Origin of the sequence: Trichocoleus sp. DQ-A2 (assembly GCF_039961915.1) — a bacterium.
GTDB lineage: Bacteria > Cyanobacteriota > Cyanobacteriia > Cyanobacteriales > FACHB-T130 > FACHB-T130.
In genome coordinates this window covers 52,528-78,920 of sequence record NZ_JAMPKD010000008.1, presented here as the reverse complement: position 1 = coordinate 78,920, position 26,393 = coordinate 52,528, and the positions used below count along the sequence as shown (strand labels likewise).

Genomic DNA, 26,393 nt, shown 5'->3' with positions numbered 1-26,393 from the left:
GACTGCGAATGATTGATAGAAGGGTTAGGAGTTAGGAGTTAAGAGTTGGAAATTGATAACTCATAATTCATGACTCCTAACCTTTATCAATTGTCCCTGAAAAACAACCCTTGCAAATTAGAATAAAATTGTAATTAGTTGGGTTTGAACTAAGCGTTAGCAAAGGATATTTCCGCATTTGCTTAGGTTAAGAGAATATCGCTTTTTTCCCATTTAAGCAAGCGGCTATCATCAGTATCTATTTAAGTAGAAAGGAGACGATTTTTATGATTGATAATGACAAGGTTTTGGGTGAAGATGAAATATTTGTTGAACAAATCCCACACGAATATGATGCTCCTCCGGCAGACACAGGCATGAATAATGCCTTGACTAAAATAGCGATTGGAGCATTCATTGGTGCTACGGTGGGTGCGATAGCTGGTGCTATGGCGAATAAGGGTGCTGTTGATCGGGTAAACCAGACTGTAAGAAATGCAGGAAATGCAGTCAAAAATGCCGCTGACGGTGTTAACCAAACTGTAAGAAGCGTAGGTGATGGTGTAAAGAACGTAGCTGTCAGCGTTAACGACACAGTAATCGATGTAGGGGACAAAGTTAAGGGCGTCACCCAGGATGTTAATTACACCGTAAAAGATACCCTTAGCACAGTTAAGGGTACAGCAGAGAATGTTAACGAAACTGTGAAAGGTACAGTGGATGTACTCAAGGATGCAGCGGATAATGTTAACGAGAATGTCAGAGGTGCGGGAGAAGCATTGAAAGGTGCATCTGAGGATGCCACTCCATCTGAACCTCAGATTGTCAAGGGGCCTGATAAGCAGGTAAAATACATTTTAGTGCCAGTAGAAACTGAAGGGAATGTTTGATAAACCAAACTTCGAGGAAGGGGAAGTTTAGGAATAAATACTTGAAGTGTTGCTTTTGCAACTGGACAAATTTTTGTCGTCAGAACAAATTTTAATTAGAAGCGATCGCTTTCCGGAAAATGGAAGCGATCTCTTCTTTTTTTCTAATAAAAAGGGTAGATTGAGGCTTGACTTTTATTAATTGTAGAAATTTTAAGAGATTAGGAATTGATTAAGGGCAGTGCCGTTTCAATTTTTCCAAGTAGCTCCATTTTTTCTGTGTCATCACACCAAGAAGATTTGATAGCATTTTTAATCAAATTTACAATATCATCCAAAGAAAATCCTAATTTTTCAACCAACATTCTATACTCGTAACCTAAAGTCGAATTAAACATTTTTGGATCGTCAGTATTAACCGTTATCAGCAGTCCTTCCTCGTATAATTTTTTAATCGGGTGGAGTGAGATGTCAGCAACGACTCCTGTTCTCAGATTAGAGATAGGACACATCTCTATGGGGATTTGCTCTGACTTCAAAAAGGATACTAATTCTGGATCGTCTATCGCACGTACACCATGCCCAATACGATCCACTTTTAAGCTGCGAATGGCTCCCCAGATACTCTCAGAACCTGCTGCTTCACCCGCGTGGGCAGAAGTTTTAAATCCCAAGTTTCTCGCTTGCTCGTAAACCGCTTCGTAGGGTTCGGGAGGAAATGTTTGTTCCGAGCCACCGATGCCAATTCCCAAGACTCCAAGATTTTTTACCTCGTGAATCTGCTTTACCCAAGTCATTCCCTGTTCCGGTCCGAAATCTCGAATCAGATCGGCTACTAAATTCACTGTAATTTTATCGGCATGAACATCCAAACCTTTGCGAATTGCTTCTGTGAGTTTCTGGGGTTCCAGTCCATGCCTAATAAAATCGCCTGGAGAATAAAAAGCTTCCACATAAATAATATTTTGAGAAGCTAAATCCTCAGCAACTTTACTGGCAATCAATGTAAAATCTTCGTATTCTCGTAAAAAGTTGTTCTTCCAAACCCAGGTGTCAATAAAATGTTGGAAATCTTTGTATTGAAATTTTTGCTCCATCTGGGAGAATGAACCAACGGAAGAAACGGCATTATACTTTTCTATAAGTTGCCAAAGGGCTGTGAGGGGAATTGCTCCCTCCAGATGAAGATGAAGTTCAACTTTGGGTAATTGGTGCAGAGTATCATTTAGCAACATATTCTTAAAATGAAAAGTAATTTTTATCGGCGTCAGATGACGCAATTTTATCGCTCAAAAATCGCCAACTCTATTTATTAGAGTTACTTTGCCTAAAGGTTATTATCTTCCTCCAAGTGGTTCACCCGATTGGGTGACAGTATGGACAGATAGCTCCCAGGTGAGAATATAGCGGGCAAGCTAGTTGAGTCCAATACAAACCTAACCCCCAGCCCTTCCCTAGTGGGAAAGGGGAGTAAGACTTAAATTAAAGCCTCTCTCCTCCTAGGACAGAGGTTTGGAGAGAGGTCAAAAATGTACTGCATCCAACTGAGAACGGCTATATCTCATTGATATTCCTTGGCAGTAAGGGTGCCTTTACACACAATTAGTTTTCTGTCAATGTGGAAGCGATAAAAATAATTCGTGGATGGGTGTTTTAGGATGATCATCACAGAAGTGTCTGATTCGTAACTGCTGAACACATCCGATGCTGAACATTCCTCAACTACTAGCACAAGAGCTTTCCCTCAAACCTTCTCAGGTGCAAAGTGCGCTGGAACTTTTCGCCGAGGGGTCAACGATTCCCTTTATTGCTCGTTATCGGAAAGAGCGTACTGGCACAATGGACGAAATCCAGCTTCGCAACCTGTCGGAGCGATTTACCTACCTGACGGAGCTAGAAGAGCGCAAGGCGGCGATTCTGGAAGCGATCGCATCCCAAGGTAAACTGACCGATGAGCTGAAAGCTAAAATCGAATCCTCTGTGCAAAAAACCGAACTAGAGGATCTTTACCTACCCTACAAAACGAAGCGACGGACACGCGCCACCATCGCTAGGGAAAAAGGACTGGAACCCCTGGCAGAGTTCATCAAGTCGCTGAACAATCGCACTGCTCAGCCTGCATCCTTGGAGGCTGAGGCAACAAAGTATATTTCTGAAGAAAAGGGAGTGAAGACGGTGGAGGAAGCGCTTAAAGGTGCTTCTGACATTCTGGCGGAGGCGGTGTCTGAAAAAGCTGAGGTGCGATCGCATCTACGCGACTATTTGATGAACGAAGGGGTATTCGTCTCGCGCATCAAAAACGATCATCCCGAAGGTTCCACCAAATTTGAGATGTACCGAAATTTCCAGGCTTCGGTAAAAAATATTGCGCCGCACAACTTGCTGGCACTGCTGCGAGGCGAGACGGAGGAAGTATTGAACTTAGAACTTTCCTTCGATGAAGAAGTTGTCCTGTCGTATTTGGAGTCGCAGGAAATCCAAACGAAAGTCCCTGCGGTGAGAGACTTTTATCGGGGAATGCTCAAAGATGCCTTCAACCGTTTGATGAAAGCTTCCCTGATTAGCGAAGTGCGTGCTGATAGAAAAGCTTATGCAGATGTCGAGTCGATTAAGACATTTGAAAGTAATTTGCGGGAGTTGCTGCTGTCGAGTCCAGCGGGATTGAAGCCAACGCTGGCAATCGATCCGGGATTTCGGACTGGCTGCAAAGTTGCCGTTCTTGATGAGACGGGGCAATTTTTAGAATACCAGGCTGTCTTTCCCCATCAAGCAGCCGAGCAGCGATTGAAGGCTGCTAGCACTCTCAAGAAATTGATTGAAAAGTACAATATTCAACTGATAGCCATCGGTAATGGCACTGCCGGACGGGAGACGGATGAGTTCGTTGCAGAAATTCTCAAGACGATGGATCTCAAACCGATTAAAGTCATGGTGAATGAGTCGGGAGCATCGATTTATTCTGCGAGTGATGTCGCGATCGCAGAATTCCCCGATCTGGATATTACCGTTCGCGGTGCCATCAGCATCGGTCGTCGCTTGCAAGATCCCTTAGCCGAACTCGTCAAGATTGACCCCAAATCGATTGGCGTCGGACAGTACCAACACGATGTCGATCAAAAATTACTGAAAACGAAGCTAGATGACACGGTAGAAAGTTGCGTGAACTATGTCGGTGTGGATTTGAACACTGCCTCAAAAGAACTTTTGACCTTTGTTTCCGGGATGACACCAACGGTTGCCAAAAATATCATCACCTATCGCAACAAGCAGGGTGCATTCAAAAACCGCCGGGAATTGATGAAAGTGCCAAAATTAGGGCCAAAAGCCTTTGAACAGGCGGCTGGTTTCTTGCGGATTCGCGCTGGCGAAAATCCTTTAGATAATACAGCCGTACATCCTGAGAGTTATGGGGTTGTACAAGCGATCGCTAAAGATTTAAATGTACCGTTGGAGCAAATTACGCAAGTTGCAGAAAAGCTCAAGTCAACCAACTTGAAGAAATACGTCACCGATACCGTCGGCGAACCGACGCTGCGCGATATTATCAGCGAACTAGAAAAGCCGGGAAGAGATCCCCGCGCCGAGTTTAAATATGCCACTTTTAAAGAAGGAGTCAAAGAAATCAAGGATCTCCAAATTGGTATGGAGCTGGAAGGGATTGTGACGAATGTTGCTAACTTTGGCGCGTTTGTCGATATTGGCGTTCACCAAGATGGTTTGGTGCATATTTCGCAACTCTCTGACCGATTTGTAGACGATCCAAAACAAATTGTCAAAGTCGGACAAGTTGTGAAAGTGCGAGTTCTAGAAGTCAACGAGCAGTTGAAACGCATTAGTTTGTCAATGAAATCAGCAGGTGAAGCGAGTGGCGGAAGTAGTGTGAAAAAAACAAGCGATCGCATGCAACAAAAATCACCCACACTGAACGACTTAAAAACAAAGTTTGGTAGAAAATCGTAAGCTTGCAACTTCCTAGCTCGATCCCCCCAACCCCCCTTAAAAAGGGGGGCTAAGATTCTTAATACTTTGGCAATATTGGGTAAGCTCTAAATAAAAAAATACTTTTTTATTTACAGACTCTGATTTTTATCAAGTTTTTTTTGTTTAGAAATGAAAAATGTTGGTCTTAGCTTCCCTTAAAAAGGGGGGTTGGGGCGCTCAAATATAGCAGCAGCCCAAAATTATCTTATCCCTCCATCTTTTGAAATACCATCAAATGCTGCTGAGGTAAAAAGCTTTTTGTTTCCAACCATTGCAAACCCACTGCTGCCATTTCTTTACGCACTTGCTTTTGAGTCATTTTGTGCAGCGCTTTGATCAGAATAAACGGATTTTCACCGCGATACTCAACTAAAACTACACGTCCACCTGGTTTAAGCGCCTTCACAAGTGCTTCCATCACTTCTCTGGGATACTCAAATTCGTGATAAGCATCCACCATTAACGCCAAATCGACACTTGCTGTCGGCAGATTTGGGTCTTTAATTGTGGCTAAAATTGGCTCAACATTCGTAATATTTCCCTCTTTTTTCATAAAATTAATCATGTCGAGCATCTCCGGCTGAACATCCACCGCCAGCACCTTCCCTTGTGACACGAGGGGAGCAATGCGAAAGCTCATGTATCCCGTCCCAGCTCCGATATCTACCACAATATCAGTAGGTTTCAAGTCAAGGGCATTCACCACTTTAGAAGGTCGCTCTTCAGCTTCTCGACTCGGTCGTTCCAGCCAAAATGCTCCCTCATGTCCCATTACTTTAGCAATTTCTCGACCCATGTAAAACTTGCCAATGCCTTCTGAGCTGTGGTTGCTTCGTTCCTGATAAATCGCGTTATCAGAAGCTATTGTATTTGTTAGTCCCGTGTCAGCAGGATTAAGCAAGAAACCGCCTATCATTACCAAAATAATCACTGCTACACGTAATTTTTTCAAAATTTCCATCCTTGGTTTACCTAAGTATGTCTCTGCTTTGTGCCCCAAAGCTCAACTTAGCACTCAGACAGTCAAGAGCATATCATCCGATTCCTTAAAATCTTCGGAATTCCCGAAGAAACGGCTATATGAAGAATCGGATGTATTAGGAAGTAGCTGGTGATGCGATCGCGGCATCGACTAATGGGCTAATCCCACTCGGAGATTCTCAAAGCACCGCTGGACGCCCATTTAAGTTGAAATTTCATCATTAAGTGCGCTTCGATCTGCCAGTGCGAGTGTCAGTCCTCAACCTGCCTTATTCGTTATGCTGTTTGGCATTCATGTGACGAATAATCCAATAACTAATTGAAAGAGATAATAGGGCAATTCCCAACCCAATTATGTCAACCCCTGATGTTTTTTCCAAGTCTAGAATAATAATTTTTCTGGCAACAGCGATTATAGAAGTAACAATAACTAATTCAACTTGAATAACGTGTTTTTTTAGATATGCAGTGATATTTTCTAATATTTCAAGAGCAATCAAAACATTCAAAAACAATCCAAATATTTTGAATAATGTTTTAGTAAAAGGCTCATCTGGTTGACCAATCAGCGTTTGTACCAAAGACAAGCCTAGATTCCAAATTGCTAACAAGATAACTAATATCATAGCAATTGAAAGAATTTTGGAAACTATACCCTCTATATTTTCTAGCTGGTGCAAAAAGTTTTCATCTCTGAAAGCTGCTCTGATTTGTTTTGTTAACTTTTTGCCTATCCGCATTTTGCTAGTCTCTTTTTATAGATACACCATTGAGATTGTTTGAAAAGCGTTAGTATTTTTTATGATTAACGCGCTAAAAGGCAAAAGGAAAAAAAGGAGCGTTATTTTTCCTTTTGCCTGTTGCTTTATTCGTCGTGGGCGAAGCGATTGTAGAGAAAATCTAGAGCGTGATTCCGGAGTTTGTAGTATTGCGGATCTTCCATAATGCGGGCGCGATCGCGCGGACGCGGAAAAGGTATTTCCATTACCTCACCAATTTTAGCGTGAGGCCCATTCGTCATCATCACCAATCGATCTGCTAGAAATAGAGCCTCATCAATATCGTGAGTGATCATCAACACCGTCGCCCGGTTGTCGTTCCAAATTTTTAGCAGTTCTTCCTGTAATTCTTCCTTAGTAATTGCATCCAACGCCCCAAAAGGCTCATCCAAAATCAATACTTGGGGGCGAATCGCCAAAGCACGAGCAATACTCACCCGCTGTTTCATCCCGCCTGATAGTTGAGGTGGCTTTTTGTCAGCAGCTTCTGTGAGTCCTACCATTGCTAGATGATCTCGCACTATTGCCCTTTTTTCAGCTTCCGGTTTATTAGGATAAACTGCGTTAACAGCCAGGTAAATGTTTTCAAACGCAGTCCGCCAAGGCAACAAAGCGTAATTCTGGAATACTACCATGCGGTCTGGTCCCGGTTGGGTGATGCGCTTAGAGCCAACCCGCACCTCGCCGCTGCTGGGCGTATTGAAACCCGACACCATGTTGAGCAGTGTCGATTTACCACAGCCAGAGTGACCGATGAGGCAGATAAACTCGCCTTGCTGTACGGTAAGGTTAACGTCTTCCAGCACCGTGTAAGGACCTTTTGGTGTTGGATAAACTTTGGATACGTTCTCAATCACCAAAAACGGTGAACTAGGGGATTTTTGAGTGTTGAGTGTTGAGTTTTGAGTTAAAGAATTTGAGGTTTGAAAGTTAAAAGCTTGCATGGCTGTAGAAGGAGTAAATAAACTGTGGGAGCAAAACTAGGGGATTTCTAATCGCGGCTACACAGGCGAAACTCTACAAAAGTGGGTTTCAAATTCAATCCACGCAGGCGGACAAGAGTTTGTATAGCCGCGAATGACCTTCGCTGGGGTTTCTATTAATTAAGCTGCCGTCTTTGTCCTGGAATCGATGACAACTTCCGCAACTGAAAAGTCCTGCTTAATTGCCAGACTGTTGAGGTAGGAAATTGGGTCATCGGCGTTAAAGGGAGTGCCGTCAAAAAGTTGAATTGCGCCGCGAGTGTAACTAATGTCAAGACCCAGTTCTCGCGCTGCTGTACTGAACGCACCAACTCGACAGACTCGTTCCAGGATTTCTACCCAATTTCTGGGGAAAGGAGTATCGCCCCAACGAGCTAGCTGTGTCATAATCCAAAGTTGCTCAGTGCGACTGGGACGGTTGACTCCACCTTCACCGTAAAACTGGTGATGGGCATACTCGCGCATGGGATGCTCTAAGCTACAGGCAGAGTAGTTTGGTTCTCCCATCTGGATGTAAGCCAAATCGGTGCTTACATACTCCCGTCGCGCCAAAATCTCCCGAATTTCTTGGGCATTAGCCATATCTGCACAGTATTTGCAAGCCTCTAAGAGAGCTTTAACTAAGGCAATGTGGGTGTTCGGATAAGCTGCTGCCCAGTCTTCCCGCACTCCTAGAACTTTGCCTGGGTGTCCCAGCCAAATTTCTAAGTCTGTCGCAATAGTAAAGCCAATTTCTTCCTCGGCGGCGCGGAGGTTCCAAGGTTCCCCGACGCAGTAACCGTCAATCGTTCCGGCTTGCAAATCCACTACCATTTGGGCGGGAGGAATGGTTTTTAGGGATACGTCGCGGTCGGGGTCAATGCCACCAGCTGCCAGCCAGTAACGCAGCAACAGGTTGTGCATGGAACTGGGATGCACCATTCCCATCCGGTGCTGACGATCGGGAGTGCGACGCAGGTAATCTTTAAAATCAGATAAGGTGTACACGCCTTCCTCGTAGAAGTGCTTGGCAAGGGTGATGGCGTTGCCGTTGCGGGTCATGGTCAGGGAGGTGACGACCGGAACGGAGCGGTTTTCATGACCTCCCAGAGTTAACCAGAGAGGCATTCCGGAGGGCATCTGGGCGGCATCTAAATATCCGCCAGTCATGCCGTCGGTGATTCCCCGCCAGCTGGTTTCACGCATCAGGTTGACTTCATCAAGTCCATGCTTGGTAAAGAAACCTTTTTCTTTAGCGACAGCTAGAGGCGCACAAGCGGTTAGCGGTAAGAAGCCAATATCGAGATTAACTTTTTCTAGACCATGACGAGCGATCGCTGTCGTCTTCCTCGCCCGAATTTTCTTAATCCGTTTCTGCTGATTGAGGAAGTAAATCATCTCACTTCGCAAGCTGTAGTAGCTGGGATGTTCTACTACTTCCATCCGCTTGCGGGGTCGGGGAATATCAACTTCTAGAATTTGACCAATCTTGGATTCTGGCCCATTGGTGAGCATTACAATTCGGTCAGATAACAGTACCGCCTCATCGACATCGTGAGTCACCATGACGGCGGTGACTTGGTTTTCTTCGCAAATTTTCATCAGCTGTTCTTGCAAGTTCCCCCGCGTCAGTGCATCTAATGCACCAAACGGTTCATCTAATAGGAGTAACTTGGGACGAATCGCGAGGGCGCGGGCGATCGCTACCCTTTGTTTCATTCCACCGGATAATTGAGCGGGTGGCTTATCGGCAGCATGACGCAACCCTACCATATCGATATGCTGCTCAACGATTGCTTTGCGTTCCCCGGCTGGCAAATCTTTCATCACCGAGTTTACAGCTAACGCAATATTTTCCCGTACTGTGCGCCAAGGCAATAGCGAATAATTTTGGAATACTACCATCCGGTCAGGGCCAGGTTTAGTAATGCGTTGCCCTTCCAGCGTCACTACACCTTCAGTTGGCAAATCTAAGCCTGCCACCATGTTTAACAAAGTGGATTTACCACAACCGGAGTGACCAATTAGAGAGACAAATTCTCCCTTTTTTATCTGGAGGTCTATTCCTTTGAGGGCGACATAGGTGCCACCTCCGGTTAGCGAAAAAACTTTATCAATTTGGTCAACAGCAACAAAAACGCTCATGGTAGTTGGTGATTGGTAATTGGTAATTGGTGATGACTAACGGGTGATTGGTAGTAGGTAATAGGTAGTAAGTAGGCGCTTTTTACCCATTACCCAGTCCCTACTTCTGTCCTTCGGGTAAAATCCGCGTTTCGATCCAACCCATCGCTTTATCTAGCAGCAGACCAACAACACCGATGTAGATTAAAGCCAAGATAACTTCGCTAACTGCGTTATTCTGATAAGCTTCCCAGATAAAGAAGCCAATCCCAACAATCCCGGACATCACAATTTCTGCTGCGATAATTGCCAACCAAGCCAAACCGATTGCAATTCTCAAGCCTGTGAAAATGTAGGGTAAAGCAGCAGGAATGAGAATATTGAAGAAGTATTCTTTCCGTGAAAGCTGCAAAACTTTGGCAACGTTGTTGTAATCTTGAGGGATTTGCTTCACTCCTACCGCTGTATTAATCAAGATAGGCCAAATAGCGGTGATAAAAATTACGAAAAGAGCGGCTGGTTCGTTTTGGCGCAATGCTGCCAAAGAAATTGGTACCCAAGCTAGAGGCGGTACAGTTCGCAATAACTGGAAGAGGGGATCTAAAGCTTTGGACATCATTTTATTCGTACCAATCAAGATGCCCAAGGCAATACCAATAACCGCTGCTAAGGAGTAACTAATAGCAACTCGTTGTAAGCTAGCGAGAATCTGCCAAAACAAACCTTTGTCCGTACCACCTCGGTCATAAAAAGGCCAGAAAATTAGTATCCAAGTATCTTTGACAACCTGGATTGGCCCTGGAAGGGTTGCCCCCGGAGTCCAAGAAAACAGCTGCCACAAGAGGAGGAAGATAGCGATCGCAATAAATGGCGGTATCAGGTCGGGAAATTGTTTGTTCAAGCGGGATAACCAAGCGTTCTGGGAAGCAGTTGCAGGGCGTCTTTGTAGCGTTGTCATGGACAGTGTTCTCCTAAACTTTACTAATTGACTAAGGGGTAGTTGGTCTATTGGTTGCTGTCTGTTGTCCGTTGTTTGTTATCAACTAACTGCTGACAACCGACTAAGCTTTCACCTTTTTGATTTTCAGTTGTTGCAGGTAAGCTGTGGGATTCTCTGGGTCAAACTTGACACCATCAAAAAATTCTTCAACGCCACGAGACGTACTTGTAGGAATGTCCGCAGCAGCAATTCCAGCTTCTTTGGCAGCTTCTCGCCAAATGTCTTCCCGATTGACTTTATCAATAAGGGCTTTAGCATTTGCCAATGCAGATTCAGGCAAAAATCCCCAGCGGACGCTTTCTGTGATAAACCAAAGATCGTGGCTCTTATAAGGATAAGAAACACTTCCTTTTTCATCTTTCCAGTAAAGAGATGCCATTGATTTATCATCAATGACACGACCATCGCCCATGTCATATTTCCCCTGAAATGGTTCGGCTAAAATTTCGGATGGAAGATTAAAATAATTTCGTTCGCCAAGGATTTCAGCGGCTTCTTTCCGGTTGTCAAAATTATCTAACCACTGCTGCGCTTCCATCAGACCTTTCAAAAGTGCTTTGGTAGCTTTGGGATTCTTGTCAACCCACTCTGCTTTCATAGCAAAGTATTCTTCTGGGTGGCACTTCCAAATTTCCGCTGTCAATGCTGAAATGAAGCCAATCTTATCTTTAACAATTCGATAAGGCCAGGGGTCGCCTGTACTGAAAGCATCCATCGTTCCCGTTTTCATATTGGCAACAGTTTGAGCAGATGGTACGGGAATTAATTTAACTTCCGTATCTGGATCGATGCCGTTTCCTGCTAACCAGTAGCGAATCCAGAAATCCTGATTAACTTGTGCAAAAGTATAGGCGGCGCTGAAAGGAGTTTTTGCAGATTTGAGTCCATCAAAAAATGCCGTGGCCTTGTCCATTTTTAGCCCAAGGCCCTTTCCTTGATGCTTGCTAGCAATCGCAATTCCATTTCCATGAGTAATCAACTGAGCCAGCACGTACATGGGAATTTTCTGATTACCTTTGGTGATTAAGCCTTCAGTAATGAGATGCGGCATTGGCATCTGATATTGACCACCATCAACGCCGCCACCCGCTGAACCTATTTCGGTGTTATCCCGCATTGAACCCCAGGAAGCTTGCTTGGAAAGCTCAACTCCAGTCATGCCATACTTGGCAAAGAAGCCTTTTTCTTGAGCAATAATAAAAGGAGCTGCTTCTACAATTGGGATATATCCTAGTTTTACTTTATTAGTTTCCGGTGCTTGTTCTGGGCTAATGTTAGCGGCAGGCGTTGTCTGTGCTTGCGTTCTGTTGCTGAATTCCGGGGGATTTCCTAAACAGCCTTTGAGCAATAAAGACCCCATTGCGGATGCTCCAGCAGTTAGGATAAATTTGCGGCGTGAAAGTTTAGAAAATTCGCTCATAAAGTCTCCTTCCTACAATCTGGTTTAGTCTTTTGAACGGAAGAGCTATCTTAATTAAAAGAACGCTTTTTGAACGCAAAAGCCATGCCAATTAGAGGCATAACAAACCGATTTCCTAGAAGGGTCAAAGGTTTAATGCACTAAAATTGACGGTTGTTTGCTACAACCAAGTCGCGAACCTAGTGATAGATTTACGACAATTAGCTTTTGAAAAATTTGCTGAGGTTGGTCGCGCTAGCTTCTTTGCGTCAGGTAACGCTGCTTTTCCTCTGCGTTAAAGGTAAATATATCACCTTGATTAGTGAGCGCCTAGCTAAAAAGCGTTACTTATCAGTGGAATCTTCAATGGTATTTATAAATTTTTTCTTTAGATTAGACGCCATAATCAGCTAAACCAATAGGCTGATTAACGGGTGATTATCTAAACTCCTGAATTTGACCTAAAACCTAATTCAAGGCAGCGCGATCGCTCAAATTGCATACATCAGGCAGACTTGTTAATGAAAAATCCAATGGTAATCATAGAAATTTCCTTGGATGTCATCGCTCGACCGAATAAACAGCCTAATTAAGTTTTGCTTATTTAACCGATTTAATCAGGTTTATCAAATTTCTTCAACTTGAGGCGATCGCTGATGCTGAATGCATTGATCCCTCTAGCCTATCGGGAGAGCTAAAGTCATCTTCTATTTCCGCCTAATGCAGCAGACAGACTGGTGATTTTGGTAGATTACGATGTGAAGCGAGCAGCCAGGTTTTGGTTGGGTTTCGCTCCCACACAAGCCTAACGAACGGCTTTTCAAAGGTTTCAAGAGTTTTGGAGAGTCTTGCCGCTCGAAACCTCACCCCCAACTCTCTCTTTGCTTGCAGGGAAGAGCCGGGGTGGGGTAAAACTGGACTGCATCCAAACCAGAATTGCTGTATGCGAAAACTAAAATATTACGTAGCTTGCACCATTGATGGGTTTATTGCCCACGAAGACCACACAATTGATGGTTTTCCTCCGGAAGGCGAACACATAACCGATTATCTCGAATCGCTCAAGCAGTTTGATGTCGTTTTAATGGGACGCAGGACATACGAGTTTGGGCTAAAGCTCGGCGTGACTAATCCTTATCCAGCAATGAAGCAGTACGTTTTCTCGCGGACGATGAAGGAAAGCCCCGATGAGAATGTTGAACTCGTTTCAGACAATATTGCTGAATTGGTCAGAAAATTGAAAACTGAAACCGGCAAAGACATCTACCTCTGCGGTGGCGCGGATTTAGCGACAATGCTTCTTGGCGAAAACTTGATTGACGAGATCATCCTGAAGTTGAGTCCGGTACTGTTCGGATCGGGCATTCCACTTTTTTCGGGAGTCATCAAGCAAACAGCTGTAGAACTCACCGACAGCAAAATCTATGAAAGTGGTGTCTTATTGCTTCATTATCGGGTAAAGACTTGAAGTATTGAGGCTAACAGATTAGAAGAGATTATGGTTAAGCGATCGCAAATTCCTAACCCTGACGCAGGGATGAAACCAAAGAAGTTCATCGGGAGTAGGAGACTCTGATTGCAAGTCATAACGAGTAAGGCTTGACATCAAAAAATCTTTTGCTGGTTTTTGCACTTATGAATTTATTAGAAAATATTAATGCCGCAACTGCGGCATAATTAATAGTTAGACCAACAGCCGCTTGGCGAAGGGTTTGTGTAAAACCCGCTGCAAGCAATCCTTTTTTCATGAGAATTGCATTTGACTTTGCCGATCCGGATCAAGCTACCAAGTTCCCCAGCCATGGTTGGGCTAGGAATAGCCAGGGAGTTAAGGTTCTATGGTTGCCAGTTCTTAGATTGGTGCATCAGGCTCCAATTATTCGCAAGGCAAATGGTGTGTCAGACGATTTGTCTCCTGGTCAATGGTCAGAAATCAGGGCTTTCGTTGAAGCAATAAGGCGTCTTGTTCTCATACTTCGGGAGCTTCACAAGTGTGTTCGGATCGGGTCAGCTCTGGGGTTCGACGAGCAGGATCAAGAGAAGTGGAATGCCAGCCAGGAAGCGAGTTTGTTAATTCCATTGTTCGTTGACCAGGCTTTCGTTTATACCAGGAGGATTGCAGACCATTTCGCTAGGGCAAGCCGTTACGCTCTCTTTAAGAATCCAGGCTCAGCTCCAAGGGAGTATAAAAAACTTCGATTGTTTGTTGCCGACAAAGCCAAGTTGCAGCGACTATCTCCAATTTGTGACCTTGACTGTTTACAAGGAGCTTTTGCAAACCACTCAGGTTGGCTTGACAAACTCCGGGACTCTATTGATGAGAGTGGCGGAACACAAAAAGGCATTCGCGATATCATAGAACATCATCCGACTCATGTCACCGTATCCCATCACAAAGTAGGTGATGATCCATGGGAAGTGATTGCTAGTCTTGGAGAACCTGGTGTCAATTCTAGCTTTCGGACAGATTTGCTTCCTACACTGAAAGACATTATTGCTGGGCTTAGCTGTCTTTGGACAGAAGTTTGTATTGTTACTGGTCTGCCAAAAGCTGAGTGCCAGTGGGTTGCACCTTATGGCGATGGAGTATTACTTACGGGAAATGATGACGATTACACTGGCTTCTGGCCCGAAATAAAAAGCTAGAGACAGGTTCAGTGGTTGGGTGACAGATGCCAAACTGCGGCGAAGTATGCTTGGTTGCATGAGTCAGCTGCCACAACCAGAAACTTCAGAAAAATATTGGGTGCTTTACTGGTACAAGAAAAGGCAATCTCTAGAGAAGAGTATGTCGCAAGCGCTCAAAATGAGTCATTTCCAGGGAACTTGGCATCTCGTCGCTTACCTCCAAGAAGCTTGCTATTGGGTGGCTCAAAAAACGACTGCGAATTGTTCCAACGGGCAGAATACCGTCGCTGACTGTTTTCAAATCGCGATCGCGCAAGATAAAGTTCTCAACGGCTTGAACCCCAGCCAAGGGCGAGTTACGTTGTCGCTGGGAGTTGTTTCGAGGCGATTTATGTCCCCACGCAAACCATCGCCAGTCGCAAACTTTCTAAACCAGACAGCACTGCTTGGAACGCGATCGCTTTTAACTATCGCCAAGGAGACGGGGAACAAACTATCTTCGCATCCACTTGTGCGATCGCATCCAATTTAATTTATGACTCAGTAACACTCACCGCAGCCCTGAGAATTGCTAAAATTTGCATCATTTATCTTTCAGGGGGAGTGATGACAAACTGGCAAATCATTAGTGGTGGAGTAACGGCTCCTAGAGGGTATCGGGCGGCTGGAATCGCCGCCGGACTAAAGCCTTCAGGCTTACCGGATTTAGCGCTAATTTATTCAGAGGTAGAAGCGATCGCAGCAGGCGTCTTCACCACCAGTCAAGTACGCGCCGCTTGTGTCGATTATTGCCGTCAGCACCTCTCTACCAAACACAGCGCCCACGCAATTCTCTGCAACGCTGGGCAAGCCAACGCCGCCACGGGTTCCCAAGGTTGGATCGATGCGATTGAAAGCGCTCAGATGTTAGCCCAAATACTGAATATCTCCTCTGACTCTATCTTGTTGGCATCTACGGGCGTCATTGGGCAACGAATTAAGATGGATGCCCTGCGGGATGGGATTCCTAAATTGGTCGCCGCCGCTTCTGAAACCGGCGGCGATGCAGCAGCCCAAGCAATCGTCACCACCGACTTAGTGACGAAATCGATTGCCCTAGAGACCACTTTTGGCGATCGCCCGGTGCGAATCGGCGGTATAGCAAAGGGATCTGGGATGATTCATCCCAACATGGCAACGATGCTAGCTTTTGTCACTTGCGATGCGGCGGTTGCTCCTTCTCTCTGGCAAAAAATGGTGAGTCGAGCCGCTGACCAAAGTTTCAACCAAATTACCGTAGATGGCGATACCAGTACCAACGATACGCTGATCGCCTTAGCAAATGGGGAATCTCGCACCCCAGCGATTACCGAGATGGGAGCAGACGCCGAGAAATTAGAGGCGATGCTGACAGAAGTTTGCCAATATTTAGCGAAAGCGATCGCCCGTGATGGCGAAGGGGCTACCTGCTTAATTGAAGTGCAAGTTACCGGCGCATCTGATGAAAAAGCTGCCCGTCAGGTTGCCAAAACGGTTGTCGGTTCATCCTTAGTCAAGTCAGCCGTGTTTGGGCGCGATCCCAATTGGGGACGAATTGCCGCAGCGGCGGGTCGTTCCGGAGTGCTATTCGATCAAGAACATCTCCGCATTCAGCTAGGAGACTTCTTATTGATGGAAAATGGTCAACCGTTGCCCTTCGATCGGGCGGCGGCGAGTGCTTATTTAAAACAAGCGGCGTCGGCGTCGGCAAAAGAGGTTCTCAGCACTGATTCCAGCAATGACTTAATGCAAGTAGAGTCGGGTGAACCTGTTGCGTTTAGTCGTCCTGCATCGCCGACTGATTTTAAAGATCAGACCGTTGCGATCGCGCTGAGCATCGGGAATGGTTCGGGTTCTGGTGTCGCTTGGGGCTGCGACTTGAGTTATGACTATGTGAAGATTAACGCTGAGTACACGACCTGACTTTTGAATAATTTGACCGATCTGTTCTAGGTGCCCTACTGCGGACTCTCGCAAAGGTTAATAGGATGAAAACTGAAACAACCAAAAATATCATCAAATTTCAATCCTATAAGTTTGCCTTCGAGCGCATGGAAGAGGCAATTCAAAAAGAGTTTTTCCTGGAATCAATTATGATTGCGGAAAGCATCATTTCAGATCGGCTTCTCAGTTACTTAGTTGTTAGACTGAAAGAAGCTGGAGAAACTCATCAGTTTACAAATAAAGAAACTTTCTTAGGAAGATTGATTCAGGAATGGAAAAGGCGGGATGAGAAAGTTCCGTATAAAACTAGGGAAGATTTGATTGATGCTGTGAGGCTCTGGAGCTACGACCGGAATGAATGCGCTCATGGTCTTGTGAAATCCCGACCGGGCGACCCGACTACATCGGTAGAAGAGTTTACCAAAAAAGCTTCTAACTGTGCAGTCAATGGGAAACAGCTAGCCCGTGATATCTGTAGCTGGACGCAAAGCAAAAAATCAAAAATTAGAAAGGCGAAAGTCCAAGCGCCTGAATCAATCGATACACCCACACAGCCTGCTTGTTCTGATTTAATTTAGGGCGATCGCTTGGTGAAAGCGCTCGCTGAGTGCCCCATGAAATTACCAACACACGCATTGTCCTCCCTAGGAGGATCGATAATGTATGTTCAGAAAAATGGAGTTGCTTTGCCTTGCCCTCATGTTAGGAATCGCCTTGCTGCCCAAACAAACACTGGCGCAAGAGTCATCTTACTTAGAATCGCGGATTTCTAGATTGGAATCCGAAACTTATCAATTGCGATCGCAAATAAATCAGCTACAGTCGCAGTTACAAGGACAGAACCAGTCCCCCTCTGGAAGAACCGGCTCAACAAAACCAGCGCCTCCTATCGCCCCTAGAGGCAATCGACCAGCCTCAGCAGACCCCATGTTTGACCGCCTAGCCACTCTGGTAATCGAACTCAAGCAGCGTATCAACAAACTAGAAGCACAAGTTGCGGAATTACAAAAACAACGCCGTTGAAACTCCCCACGGCTATAAGCCGGGGGATGCTTTCACCTCAGGGATTTCCAGGAATTTATCCTCCCAAAGGTACTGCGGCGAAGAATTGGGTAGAAGCCAAACAATTTTAGATTTTTTAACCAAAACCTGGTGCATCTACGCTCCCGATAAATTCCCAGCAATTTCTCGATCCCGACAAAGCAACCTTTGATCGGGGAACCGCTAATCTTAAGCTTGGGTAAGGATTTCGACGCCTTCCTCAGTAACAGCCACCGTATGCTCAAACTGGGCGGAGAGCTTGCGATCGAGTGTGACAGCCGTCCACCCATCGTCGAGAACCTCGACTTCCCAAGTTCCCTCATTAATCATCGGTTCAATCGTAAAAACCATGCCTGGTCTCAGACGCTTCCCGGTTCCGCGTCTACCATAATGGAGGATCTCTGGTGCAGTATGGAAAATGCGGTGAACACCGTGTCCCGCGAAGTTCCGCACCACAGAAAAACCTTCTCCTTCAGCGTACTCTTGAATCGCTGCCCCAATATCGCCAATCCGCGCCCCCGGCTTGACTTCAGCAATTCCTCTGTTTAGGCACTCCAGCGTCACCTCAACCAACTTTTTCGCGATGGGTGAGGGCTTCCCGACAAAAAACGTCTTAGAGGTATCGCCGTGGTAGCCATCCACCAGCGGCGTCACATCAATGTTAATGATGTCTCCTTCTTTGAGAACCTGTTTAGCGCTGGGGATGCCGTGACAGACCACTTCGTTGATACTGGTGCAAAGAGACTTGGGAAATCCCTTGTAGCCCAGCGGGGCGCTTTTCGCTTTGCGAGCTAAAGTCCAGCGTTCGGCTTCATCGTTGATTTCTAAGGTACTGACTCCTGGCTTGACCATTGGTTCTAGATGATTGAGGAGTTCAGCTGCCAAGCGTCCAGCCTGACGCATTTTATCTAACTCCCGGTTTGACAACAGCTCAATTGTTTCGCTTTTCATCTGTAATATATTTCCTTGATTTTCTAGTGGCGATTAGCTGCTTGTGAGGCAAGAGAAGGCGTCTCATTTGCAGCTAATTCGTGTATCTGGGAATGCAGAGTAGAGGCGCTGCTTCCCCCTGGCTCTGTTTCTGGTGCGTTCTGGAGTGGTTTATTTCTGGGCGTGAATCACCTGCAAACTTCCACCTGCATGGAGAGTCGGTTCTTCCACCAGATTAAACCCAATCTCCTGCAACAACCCAGCCAAATCCGTCTTTAACAGCTGCCAAGCGGTTTCTGTTTCAAACAGCCACAAAAATAGGGAGATTGGAGGCCAAAATAGCGGATTTGTGGGACGATGAAAATCGACCAGGGCAAAGATACCTCCCGGTTTTAGTACCCGGTAGACTTCTTGGAGAATTTGCCGCAATCGATTGGGTTCCATTTCATGCATGGCAGCACTGGTATGCACGAGGTCAAAGCGATCGCTCAGCAAAGGCATATCCTCTGCCAAGGCTTCCACATACTTCGCTTGCGGGACGTTCCGCTGCGCCCGTTCCAGGGATACGGGAGAGATATCCAGACCCGTGACATCTTCGGAATATTTCACCAAGACTTGGGTTGCCTGACCGCTGCCACAACAGAGGTCTAACACTTTGGTTTCTGAATCGATCGTTAACCCTTGCAAAGCCAGTTGACGAAATCTTGCTTCCCCGCCTACACTCACAGCAGCTAAACGAGCGATCGCATCATACAGCCATTGGTGTTGATAACTCCAAGTCCTTAAAATAGTAGCCACTACTCCACTCCTAGTTAAAATCTGTATCTCTTATTGCAGACCCGAACCTTTAAAAGAATATTATTGTTAAAATCAGTAACGAAAATGAAAGATTTGGAAACTGTAACCGCTATGGGTCGTGTAGGAGTTTTGCTACTAAATCTGGGTGGGCCGGATGATTTAGAGGATGTTGGACCTTTTCTGTTTAATCTGTTTTCCGACCCAGAGATTATTCGCATACCCTTTTCTGGGCTACAGAAACCCTTAGCGTGGCTGATTTCCACCTTAAGAACCAAGAAATCGCAAGAAAACTATCAGGTAATCGGGGGTGGCTCCCCACTGCGGCGGATTACAGAAGCCCAAGCAGAAGCGCTTGAGGCAAAATTGCAGCAACAAGGACAAGAAGCGAATATTTACATCGGGATGCGTTACTGGTATCCCTTTACAGAAGAAGCGATCGCTCGCATCAAACGCGACGCCATAGAACACCTGGTAATTCTCCCCCTCTACCCTCAATTTTCCATCAGCACCAGCGGTTCCAGCTTCCGCCTTTTAGAAAGACTATGGCAGGAAGACCCAGCACTTAGCCGGATTGAATACACCGTTATTCCCTCCTGGTATCAGCAACCCAGCTACTTGCAAGCAATGGCTGAGTTGATTACCCAAGAACTCAACCAATTTCCCAATCCCGACCAAGTTCATCTCTTTTTTAGCGCTCACGGCGTTCCCGTCAGCTACGTTGAAGAAGCCGGAGATCCCTACCAAAAAGAAATTGAGGACTGTACTGCTCTAATTATGCAGACCCTCAATCGACCTAATCCCCACACCCTGGCTTATCAAAGTCGAGTCGGGCCAGTTGAGTGGCTTAAACCCTACACTGAAGACGCCCTAAAAGAACTGGGAGCCAAGGGAGTCGAACATTTGTTAGTTGTACCGATTAGCTTCGTCTCCGAGCATATCGAAACCCTACAAGAAATTGACGTCGAGTACCGCGAACTGGCAGAAGAATCTGGCATCCACGACTTCCGCCGCGTGCCAGCGCTAGATACTCATCCCCGCTTTATTGAAGCAATGGCGACTTTGGTGATTGATGCTCTCGACGCCCCCAGCTTGAAGCTATCCCAAGTCACACAGCTCAAGAAGAAAGTCAAAATGTATCCCCAAGAGCGCTGGGAGTGGGGCATGACCACAGCAGCAGAAGTCTGGAACGGACGTCTGGCAATGCTTGGCTTTCTTGCGTTGGTAATCGAGTTAATTAGCGGTCGCGGCCCTCTACACTTTGTCGGACTAATGTAAAAACTAAAAATAAAACAAAAAAGTAAAAAAGCCAAACTAAAAACAAACAATCCTTTCTTTTGCCTTTTTACTTTTGCTTTCCTTTAATCGGGTTGCTGATAGTGCCCCCTAGAGCGTTTTTGTCCTCGATACCAGCGATACCATTCCTTAGAGCTGCGAATAGCCAGCCACAACAAGAGTAAGGCAATGAGTCCTCCATGCTTGGGCGCATCGAAGGCGAAGACCACCAAGACAACGCACAGAACATCTTGCAAAAAGACGACCCACAGCGGTAAACGCCGCAAGCGGTAGAACCAGCCGACCTGAACTAGCTGGAGGACGAACGCTAATAAGCTGCCCACCACAGCAACTATCCAGAGAAGACCAGTGGAAGCGCCAGCAATTTGGGCAACGGCAACGCCCATAATCGCTCCGACAATTGGGCTGAAAAGTAGCTGGATCAGTTGCAGTACGCGCTGACCCAACAGCTTTTTCGAGGCGAACAGCTCAAATAACGACCAGCTGGTTAGCACTCCTAAAACGACAGGAGGAGGAAAGCGCGACAGTAGGGGCACGCTTGACCAGAGATTGGTACTATGCAATAGACCAATTACCAGCAAGGGAAGAGCTACTCTCATTCCTGCCGCCGCAGATGCAGAGAGTGCGGCTAAGATTTCAATCATAAGAATTCAGCCGACACAAGAACTGATTGCTTGACATCAGGGCAGACGAGAATTATTTCCTCTGTTTACAGTTTCACACTGCTTTAGAGAGCTTGCCACTAATTTCCAAGATATTTCATAAACAGCGATCGCGCTGATGGGTCATCCCCCCTCCCCCGCCGTCCTAAGCTCTACTTAAACCGGAATTGTGTCGCTTATTCTTAAAATGTTACATATAATACAGTTTTTTTTGTGTTTTAATGTTGGTAGGGAAAGTTAAGCGTCTTCCAAGAAAGAAAATTAATTGCAATACGTGCGACGCGCACACTTATTAAGTCGGTAAAAATAAACAAAAAATCCTCACTTTGCTGAGAAACTCGACGATGAGCAACTCGCAAAATTCCCTATTGAAAAATAGGTTTAGAGAGGGTTCGGTTTTTGCCTACTTAATTAAGAACCCTAGCCAAAGCAATCGTTTTCTATTGCGAGAATCTACTGAAACAGGTGGTGTAATTAAACATTACTTGTAGGGTTTGTAATGGGTAATTGGTTATGCTGCATACCAGTTAACTTTTTCACTTCCAATCCTCAAGAATTAGCTTAATTTGCACCATTCTGCTTTTCTTAAAGTGAAATTTGTATTTGCATACCAGCTTGATCGTGCAACAGGAGGAATCGTGGGATGTCAGACTCATTATTTGCTGATGCTAGCCAAAGATTAGAACAAGCCCTAAAATTTGTTTCTATTTCCGACGATGCAGCCGAACACTTAAAATATCCAAAAGCCAGTTTAGCCGTTTCAATTCCTGTCCGGATGGATAACGGCACTTTGAGGATTTTTCAGGGCTATCGTGTCCGTTACGATGATACCAGAGGGCCGACTAAAGGAGGGGTACGCTATCACCCCAATGTTTCAATGGATGAAGTGCAATCCTTAGCCTTTTGGATGACCTTCAAGTGTGCGGTGTTAAATTTACCGTTTGGCGGAGCGAAAGGGGGAATTACGCTGAATCCCAAAGAACTCTCGAAGATGGAGTTAGAAAGGCTGAGTCGAGGATATGTCGATGCGATCGCAGACTTTATTGGCCCTGACGTAGATATTCCAGCACCCGACGTGTACACCAATCCCATGATTATGGGGTGGATGATGGATCAATACAGTATCATCCGCCGTCAAATTACTCCAGCCGTTGTCACCGGCAAACCGTTAACAATGGGGGGTAGTTTAGGCAGAGATACTGCTACCGCTATGGGTGCTTTGTTTGTGATTGAAAGCATCATGAGCAAAGTCGATCGACTCCCTCAAGAGACAACCGTAGCCGTTCAAGGATTTGGGAATGCTGGTGCAGAGATAGCAGAATTACTCTACAAAGCCGGATATAAAGTTGTTGCGGTTAGCGATTCCCAAGGTGGTGTCTATTCCAAAAAAGGTTTAGATATTCCCAGTATTCGGCAATATAAAGTCTCCAGCAAAGGTATTAAAGCCCTCTACTGCCAAGACACCGTTTGCCACATGGATGAACACGAAGTCATCAGCAATGAGGAACTTTTAGCTTTAGATGTGGATGTCTTGATTCCCGCCGCCTTAGAAAATCAAATTAATGAGGCGAATGTCAAGGATATCAAAGCAAAATATATCTTTGAAGTTGCTAACGGCCCGGTTAGTTCAGCCGCTGACAGAATTTTGGAAGAACGGGGAATTTACGTCTTTCCCGATATTTTAGTCAATGCGGGCGGCGTTACAGTCAGCTACTTTGAATGGGTACAAAATCGTAGCGGACTTTATTGGACGCTCAAAGAAGTCAATCGACGCTTAATGGAAAAAATGGTCGAAGAAACTGAGAAAATTTGGTCGATATCTCAGGAACTAGCGATTTCGATGCGAACAGCAGCTTACGTCCATGCTTTAAATCGGTTGGGAGAAGCTATCAACGCCAAGGGTACGCGAGACTATTATCTCAACGGTCGAGTTTATGCATAGTCCGTAAGTTAACGAGAGGCGGCGCTATCTAGGGCAGGGGATACCTCTGCCCTATTTCGTTGATATCATCCATCTGAAACCCCCAGACATCGGCAAACTGCCCATTGCAGTTTATGGCGTAGATAGACAAAAACGTAAATACCTTGAGATTGGAAAAGCTCGGTCTGGAATCAAGAGTAATCTAGGATACCTGTTTAAGTCTTGCCATTGGATAGGGACATCCAGCCGCTTTTTAGAGTATCAAGTTAGATTTATAGAAAAAGCTAATTGCAATGCCTATTGTCTCGGCTGAGAAACTGAGCAAAGTCTACCCAGTGGCGGTCAAAGAACCCGGACTTAAGGGGACATTACAGCACTTTCTGCGCCGCACCTACCGCGAGGTAAAGGCGGTTCAAGATGTCTCCTTCGAGATTGAACCGGGGGAAGTAGTGGGGTTTTTAGGTGCCAATGGCGCGGGAAAAACGACGACTCTGAAGATGCTCACGGGGTTAATCCATCCCTCCGCAGGGAATGTAAGAGTGGCGGGACAGGTTCCTTTCCAGCGTCAGGCGTCCTTTTTAAAACAAATTACGCTAGTGATGGGGCAAAAACAGCAGTTGCTCTGGGACTTGCCAGCGATGGACTCGCTGAGGATAAACGCCGCTGTTTATAACATCTCCGACAAAGAGTTTCGGCGGATGGTGGGGGAACTGACGGAGATGCTTTCACTGCAAGGCAAGCTGAATCAGCCGGTGCGGAAGCTTTCTTTAGGGGAACGAATGAAGGCTGAGTTGCTAGCAGCACTCCTCCACCAGCCCAAGGTACTGTTCTTGGATGAGCCGACGCTGGGGCTGGATATCAATGCTCAGGTGGGGGTGCGGGAATTTTTGCGGGAGTACAATCAGCTCTATGGAGCGACGATTCTCTTAACCAGCCACTACATGGCAGACATCACTGCTTTGTGTCAGCGGGTGCTACTAATTCATCAAGGTCAGCTAATTTATGATGGCAGTTTGGATGGACTTCTAGACCGCTTTGCCCCCTACCGCGAGGTGAAAATAGAGTTGACGCATCCGCTACCCAAAGACGATCTTGAAAGGGGAAGTTTGGCATCTTTAAAGTCTTATGGCGAAATCAAAGCGGTAGAAGGTCAAGTGGTGCGGTTGCTGGTGCGGCGGGAGGCGCTGACACGCACAGTCGCTAAAATTTTGGCGGAAATGGATGTATTGGATTTGGCGGTGACTGACCCGCCGATTGAAGAAGTCATCGGTCAGGTGTTTCGGGCGGGAGTCGTTGTATGAGTTCAGCAATTAGAACAGCCAAAACTTTGCTGATAGCTTATTACGCTCATATGGTGGAGTATCGGGCAGAGTTATTTTTGTGGGCGTTATCAGGTTCTGTGCCCTTCATCTTGATGGGGATTTGGATGGAAGCAGCATCGCAAGGTGGACAATTTGGACTGTCGCCGGTAGATTTTGCCCGTTATTTCATTGCAGCCTTTCTGGTTAGGCAGTTTACGGTTGTTTGGGTGATTTGGGAATTTGAGAAGCAGGTGGTACAAGGGACGTTGTCTTCTCGACTGCTGCAACCCTTAGACCCGGTGTGGCATCATGTCGCTTCCCATCTTTCCGAACGCCTTGCCCGTTTACCGTTCATTGTGGGGTTGATAATCTTGTTTTTCACGCTCTACCCGAAGGCTCTTTGGTTGCCGAGTGTGGGGACAATTTTATTATTTTTCGGGGTGTTAGCGATCGCCTTCACGCTCCGCTTTCTCATCCAATACACGTTTGCTCTGTTCGCTTTTTGGACGGAACGCGCTAGCGCCATCGAGCAATTCTGGTTTTTGCTGTATCTGTTTCTTTCTGGCGTTGTGGCACCCCTAGAAGTTTTTCCGCCAGCGGTGCGTGAAGTGGTGCTGTGGACGCCATTTCCCTATCTGGTGCATTTCCCGGCGGCATTGTTGGTAGGGTTGCCAGTGGATTTAGGGCGGGGTTTGTTGGCAATGTTCGGTTGGTGTTTGCTGTTTTTTGTCTGGAATCGTTGGATGTGGCGGCGGGGATTGAAACAATATTCGGGGATGGGGGCGTAGGAAGAAAGAGGGGAAGAGTGCGATCGCGTTTCTAGATGGGGTGAGGATGCGATCGCGTCTTTTCACTTACAAACTAGCGTGAATTGCCTGTACGTGCGGGAATTTACGGATGTGGACTGAGATTTGAGTCTGGTAGAACTGGGGGGTGATACAGAGGAGGATAAGGTTGATGAAAGTGCGATCGCTACTTAGCTTTGGAGTAAGTTTGGCAATCTTGAGTGCTGGCTCCTTGTTCTTGGCGAGTGCTGCCAAGGCAGAAACCAAAACTGCTCAATCTGGCAATGTGCGAGCCGAATCTTCCTATCAAGAAGGAGAAGGTTCGTGTCAGAATAGCTTGAGTTTGAAAGTGATTCGCAATGGTCAAACGGTATTGCAGCAACCGCTATCAATCGAAAATGATGCTTGTCGGTTATCTAACCTTTATGTTCGGAACTTAGACAAAAACCGAGAACCAGAAGTAATCGTAGACCTGTTTAGTGGTGGCGTTCACTGTTGCGTTTCTTCCAGAATTTACCAATATAACCCCATGCAGAAACGATATGCATATATTAAGCATGAATGGGGTAATGGCGGTTACGAGTTTAGGGATTTAGACCGAGATGGAATTCCAGAGTTTTATAGTCGGGACGATCGATTTGCCTATGCCTTTTCTAGCTATGCGGCTTCTCGCTATCCCCTGCAAATTTGGCAACATCGTCAGGGAAAAATGATAGATGTAACTCGTCGCTATCCGAAACTGGTTTACAGCGATACCTACCAGATGTGGCAAGATTTCATCAAGGCAAAAAATAATGATGAGGCGGCGAAGCCAGCATTGGCAGCTTACTTAGCTGGAAAGTATCTGTTAGGTCAAGGACAGGAAGGGTGGCGACAAGTACAACAGGCTTATCAGGGAAGCGAGCGCCAGAAGTTTTTCAGCGAGTTGCGTAGTTTTCTCCGAAAAAATGGATACATTCGCTCTTAACAGTATTGTTAGTAATTGTCAGGAAAAATAA

Annotated in this window: 24 protein-coding genes; 13 read left to right on the top strand and 11 right to left on the bottom strand. The window is 45.9% G+C overall.

All coding sequences use genetic code 11. The features are described 5' to 3' along the window. The first annotated feature begins 266 nt into the window (after positions 1-266). Complete coding sequence (locus tag NC997_RS09705; protein WP_190439025.1) at positions 267-869, top strand: hypothetical protein; 603 nt, start codon at positions 267-269, stop codon at positions 867-869. Positions 870-1,069: 200 nt separating this feature from the next. On the opposite strand, the gene add is transcribed toward NC997_RS09705, so the two are convergent. Beyond that, on the bottom strand, positions 1,070-2,083 hold the full coding sequence (add, locus tag NC997_RS09700) for an adenosine deaminase (protein WP_190527077.1): 1,014 nt from the start codon (positions 2,081-2,083) through the stop codon (positions 1,070-1,072). A 469-nt stretch (positions 2,084-2,552) separates the two neighbouring features. Between add and NC997_RS09695 the strand changes: the two genes are divergently transcribed. Next, positions 2,553-4,808 carry a Tex family protein gene (locus NC997_RS09695; protein ID WP_190527075.1) on the top strand — a complete coding sequence of 752 codons (2,256 nt, stop codon included), beginning with the start codon at positions 2,553-2,555 and terminating at the stop codon, positions 4,806-4,808. Positions 4,809-5,034: 226 nt separating this feature from the next. On the opposite strand, the gene NC997_RS09690 is transcribed toward NC997_RS09695, so the two are convergent. The 6 genes from NC997_RS09690 to NC997_RS09665 all read right to left on the bottom strand — a co-directional run bounded on the left by NC997_RS09690 (position 5,035) and on the right by NC997_RS09665 (position 12,095). Beyond that, positions 5,035-5,745, bottom strand: a complete 711-nt coding sequence (locus NC997_RS09690; protein WP_348257782.1) for a class I SAM-dependent methyltransferase — start codon at positions 5,743-5,745, stop codon at positions 5,035-5,037. A 334-nt stretch (positions 5,746-6,079) separates the two neighbouring features. Further along, the gene (locus NC997_RS09685) at positions 6,080-6,550 is read right to left on the bottom strand and encodes a phosphate-starvation-inducible PsiE family protein (protein ID WP_190527070.1); all 471 of its coding nucleotides are present in this window, start codon (positions 6,548-6,550) and stop codon (positions 6,080-6,082) included. A gap of 125 nt (positions 6,551-6,675) precedes the next feature. Next, complete coding sequence (locus NC997_RS09680; protein WP_190439011.1) at positions 6,676-7,533, bottom strand: nitrate ABC transporter ATP-binding protein; 858 nt, start codon at positions 7,531-7,533, stop codon at positions 6,676-6,678. 159 nt (positions 7,534-7,692) lie between these two features. Further along, positions 7,693-9,696: a nitrate ABC transporter ATP-binding protein gene (locus tag NC997_RS09675; protein WP_190439008.1), complete on the bottom strand. Its 2,004-nt coding sequence runs from the start codon at positions 9,694-9,696 to the stop codon at positions 7,693-7,695. A gap of 100 nt (positions 9,697-9,796) precedes the next feature. Continuing rightward, positions 9,797-10,633, bottom strand: a complete 837-nt coding sequence (ntrB, locus tag NC997_RS09670; RefSeq protein WP_190527068.1) for a nitrate ABC transporter permease — start codon at positions 10,631-10,633, stop codon at positions 9,797-9,799. Positions 10,634-10,736: 103 nt separating this feature from the next. Next, positions 10,737-12,095 (bottom strand): CmpA/NrtA family ABC transporter substrate-binding protein, encoded by a 1,359-nt coding sequence (locus tag NC997_RS09665; RefSeq protein ID WP_190527066.1) that lies wholly within the window; start codon positions 12,093-12,095, stop codon positions 10,737-10,739. Between the two features lie 922 nt (positions 12,096-13,017). Here NC997_RS09665 and NC997_RS09660 point away from each other — a divergent pair. Beyond that, positions 13,018-13,542, top strand: a complete 525-nt coding sequence (locus NC997_RS09660; protein WP_190527064.1) for a dihydrofolate reductase family protein — start codon at positions 13,018-13,020, stop codon at positions 13,540-13,542. A gap of 115 nt (positions 13,543-13,657) precedes the next feature. Here the strand turns inward: NC997_RS09660 and NC997_RS09655 are convergent, their stop codons facing one another. Next, positions 13,658-13,822, bottom strand: coding sequence for a hypothetical protein (locus NC997_RS09655; protein ID WP_190527062.1), 165 nt, complete (start codon positions 13,820-13,822; stop codon positions 13,658-13,660). On the opposite strand from NC997_RS09655, the gene NC997_RS09650 reads away from it, so the two are divergent. The 5 genes from NC997_RS09650 (at position 13,821) to NC997_RS09630 (ending at position 17,687) form a co-directional block, all read left to right on the top strand. Beyond that, entirely contained in the window at positions 13,821-14,720 is a 900-nt protein-coding gene (locus tag NC997_RS09650; RefSeq protein WP_190527060.1) for a hypothetical protein, read from the top strand. The genes NC997_RS09655 and NC997_RS09650 overlap by 2 nt on opposite strands. Positions 14,721-14,739: 19 nt before the next feature. Further along, complete coding sequence (locus NC997_RS09645; RefSeq protein WP_190527058.1) at positions 14,740-15,234, top strand: hypothetical protein; 495 nt, start codon at positions 14,740-14,742, stop codon at positions 15,232-15,234. Between the two features lie 74 nt (positions 15,235-15,308). Next, the gene (gene argJ / locus NC997_RS09640; RefSeq protein WP_190527056.1) at positions 15,309-16,643 is read left to right on the top strand and encodes a bifunctional ornithine acetyltransferase/N-acetylglutamate synthase; all 1,335 of its coding nucleotides are present in this window, start codon (positions 15,309-15,311) and stop codon (positions 16,641-16,643) included. A gap of 65 nt (positions 16,644-16,708) precedes the next feature. Beyond that, a complete protein-coding gene (locus tag NC997_RS09635; RefSeq protein WP_190527053.1) occupies positions 16,709-17,242 on the top strand; it encodes a hypothetical protein in 534 nt (177 codons plus the stop codon). A gap of 85 nt (positions 17,243-17,327) precedes the next feature. Continuing rightward, positions 17,328-17,687 (top strand): hypothetical protein, encoded by a 360-nt coding sequence (locus NC997_RS09630; RefSeq protein WP_190527051.1) that lies wholly within the window; start codon positions 17,328-17,330, stop codon positions 17,685-17,687. 207 nt (positions 17,688-17,894) lie between these two features. On the opposite strand, the gene map is transcribed toward NC997_RS09630, so the two are convergent. Together map and NC997_RS09620 are read right to left on the bottom strand one after the other, a co-directional pair. Beyond that, positions 17,895-18,656 carry a type I methionyl aminopeptidase gene (gene map, locus NC997_RS09625; RefSeq protein ID WP_190527048.1) on the bottom strand — a complete coding sequence of 254 codons (762 nt, stop codon included), beginning with the start codon at positions 18,654-18,656 and terminating at the stop codon, positions 17,895-17,897. A gap of 150 nt (positions 18,657-18,806) precedes the next feature. Continuing rightward, complete coding sequence (locus NC997_RS09620; RefSeq protein ID WP_190527046.1) at positions 18,807-19,433, bottom strand: methyltransferase domain-containing protein; 627 nt, start codon at positions 19,431-19,433, stop codon at positions 18,807-18,809. A 111-nt stretch (positions 19,434-19,544) separates the two neighbouring features. On the opposite strand from NC997_RS09620, the gene hemH reads away from it, so the two are divergent. Beyond that, positions 19,545-20,708, top strand: coding sequence for a ferrochelatase (gene hemH, locus NC997_RS09615; protein WP_190527278.1), 1,164 nt, complete (start codon positions 19,545-19,547; stop codon positions 20,706-20,708). Between the two features lie 83 nt (positions 20,709-20,791). Here the strand turns inward: hemH and NC997_RS09610 are convergent, their stop codons facing one another. Beyond that, complete coding sequence (locus NC997_RS09610) at positions 20,792-21,370, bottom strand: DUF4126 domain-containing protein (protein WP_190410108.1); 579 nt, start codon at positions 21,368-21,370, stop codon at positions 20,792-20,794. A 661-nt stretch (positions 21,371-22,031) separates the two neighbouring features. Here NC997_RS09610 and NC997_RS09605 point away from each other — a divergent pair. The 4 genes from NC997_RS09605 (at position 22,032) to NC997_RS09590 (ending at position 26,362) form a co-directional block, all read left to right on the top strand. After that, positions 22,032-23,330, top strand: a complete 1,299-nt coding sequence (locus NC997_RS09605; protein ID WP_190527044.1) for a Glu/Leu/Phe/Val dehydrogenase — start codon at positions 22,032-22,034, stop codon at positions 23,328-23,330. A gap of 272 nt (positions 23,331-23,602) precedes the next feature. After that, the gene (locus NC997_RS09600) at positions 23,603-24,610 is read left to right on the top strand and encodes an ATP-binding cassette domain-containing protein (RefSeq protein ID WP_190527042.1); all 1,008 of its coding nucleotides are present in this window, start codon (positions 23,603-23,605) and stop codon (positions 24,608-24,610) included. Next, positions 24,607-25,398, top strand: a complete 792-nt coding sequence (locus NC997_RS09595) for an ABC-2 family transporter protein (protein WP_190527040.1) — start codon at positions 24,607-24,609, stop codon at positions 25,396-25,398. The genes NC997_RS09600 and NC997_RS09595 overlap by 4 nt, the downstream gene beginning before the upstream one ends. 169 nt (positions 25,399-25,567) lie before the next feature. Continuing rightward, positions 25,568-26,362 (top strand): hypothetical protein, encoded by a 795-nt coding sequence (locus NC997_RS09590; protein ID WP_190527038.1) that lies wholly within the window; start codon positions 25,568-25,570, stop codon positions 26,360-26,362. Positions 26,363-26,393: the final 31 nt, after the last annotated feature.